This window comes from Streptococcus sp. GMD6S (assembly GCF_000297015.1).
Window position 1 is genome coordinate 1 of record NZ_AJRH01000111.1, and the last position, 2105, is coordinate 2105.

At 35.6% G+C, this 2105-nt stretch carries 2 protein-coding genes; both read right to left on the minus strand.

All coding sequences use genetic code 11. From position 1 onward, the window contains the following. Nucleotides 1-833, minus strand: an 833-nt coding sequence (gene dltD, locus GMD6S_RS08855; RefSeq protein WP_000593510.1) for a D-alanyl-lipoteichoic acid biosynthesis protein DltD, incomplete at its 3' end; no start/stop codon positions are given. 47 nt (nucleotides 834-880) lie between these two features. Next, nucleotides 881-2035: a D-alanyl-lipoteichoic acid biosynthesis protein DltB gene (gene dltB / locus GMD6S_RS08860; RefSeq protein ID WP_001105738.1), complete on the minus strand. Its 1155-nt coding sequence runs from the start codon at nucleotides 2033-2035 to the stop codon at nucleotides 881-883. Nucleotides 2036-2105 lie beyond the last annotated feature (70 nt).

The window sequence follows — 2105 nt, forward strand, 5'->3', positions numbered from 1 at the left end:
GATGCATAGCGATCTTTTAAGTAAGTATTGTAGTAGTTATTATCAACAGCATAGTCATTATTGTCTGTTTTCCTTTTGACCTCTTCCACAAACTGAGCCGTCATCTTTTCCCAATCATAGTCTGGGGTTTTGTCTCCTAGTGAAGGATAATCTGATTTCTCATGATTTTCATAAAATTTTCGTTTGAGCTTAAAGGAATACATCGCGTTATCTAACTCTAATAGTTTTTTATCAACAATGGTTCCTTTTCCATCTATGAAATAACTTTTATATTTTTTGTAGATGTCGTTTTGTTGCTTGTTTCCTTTGGTAATCTCGATAATGCGATTGATTAGTTTTTCTTTCGTTTCTTTACTAATCTTGTCATTATCTAGCATGTGAAAAATATGTTCCTGAGAAGCCTTGTTCAAAAAGGCATCTTGATGGGTCCCATCTTTTTCAAACCACTGAACAGACTCTACTATAGCTACTTTTCGCTTACTCATTGATTCTTCAATAGAGCCCAAGGTCGTAGCCTGAATAATATTTTGAGAATAACTGGTCCCAATCTGCATGATATTAAAATCGTTGTAGTTAAAAATTTTATTTGGATGATAGTCTTCATTTATCGTCGCAACCAACTCTGAGGAACCCATTAGAACCAGTGTATTGGGGGTGATATTGCTTGTTAGAATATCTCTACTTTTATACTTTTCATACGAGGTGCTATAACGAATACTGTTATCCTTGACTTTATAATAATCATCAATCTTCTTGACATACGTCACATTTAAAAGGGCAAGCGTCGCAATTACGAGCACAAGCGATAGTAAAAATGCTTTTAATTTAATCATCTCGTTTTATCCTATCCCTTCGATCTAGCCGATTTCTTTTCAATCTCTTATCTCTTTAAAATCGTCAGTAAGATTTTATAGGGTTCACCTGAAAAGATAAAGAAACCAATCATAACCAAATTCATGGTCACAAACCAACTTAGTAGCTTATACCAGTTTTTGTTTTTATTTTTCTTATAAAAATTGCTTTTCTTTTGATACACTTCAAATCCAGCCATCAAGACACCATGATAAAAACCATAGACAATGTAACTAACACTAAGACCATGCCAAAAACCCATGACCAACATATTGACCATATAGGCATAGGTTGCATTGTGTAGTCTATTTTTAAACCATTTTTTCCTGATAACTTGCATCAATACTCTTGAAAATACAAAATCTCTCAACCAGGTCGACAAGGTGATATGCCATCTGGTCCAGAAATCTTTGATATCGACACTCAAGAAAGGTTTGTTAAAGTTCATCGGTGTCTGAATACCTAGAATATTACTACTTCCAACGGCCATTAGACTATAGCCTGCAAAGTCAAAGAACAGATACAAGGTATAGAGGTACATATACTTGATTGAGTAAACGACTGTGCCAGTATTATTTAGAGCGAGTAACATCTGGTAAACATAGGTTGATAAAACAATCTTGTAAAGAAGGCCTAGAACGATACGATACACACCGTCCCCTGCTAACTCTAGATACTCTTTTCGGGGCATGACCTCGTTTATCTCTTTTAAAAATCTCCTACTCCGATCAATCGGACCAGCACTAACTGTTGGGAAAAAGAGCAAAAACTGTAAATAATCTTTTACAGTGATTTTTTCTTTGATCAAGCCATCCGATATTTCTAGCATGATCTGAATGGTCTTAAAGGACATGTAAGAAATTCCAATAAAGGCCAACAAATGCAGAGAAGTCAGGGCAAAGACTTTATTGATCACCAAAGGAAGAATGGAAAGGAAAACCAGTGGTTTCAGCCACTTTGCCTCTATCCGCTGTGCTAGAAAAACCAGAAAATACTGGTAAACGATAAAGGCGAGTAAATAGACAATCATCGCTCGGCTCTTACCATAGATAGCTCCTGCAAATAAGAGGGAGAGCGCCAAAATATAGTAGTCTTTACGTTTTTCAAAAAAGTTTACCACAAAACCAATCAGTAAAACTACAAATAAGAGAAGGAAAAACTCATTCCCCTCGAAATAATTCATACCAGCCAAACTCCTTTACATTATCATCCCTTCTACAGCAAAGTTTCTGACTTGCTAATTGGGGACCTTT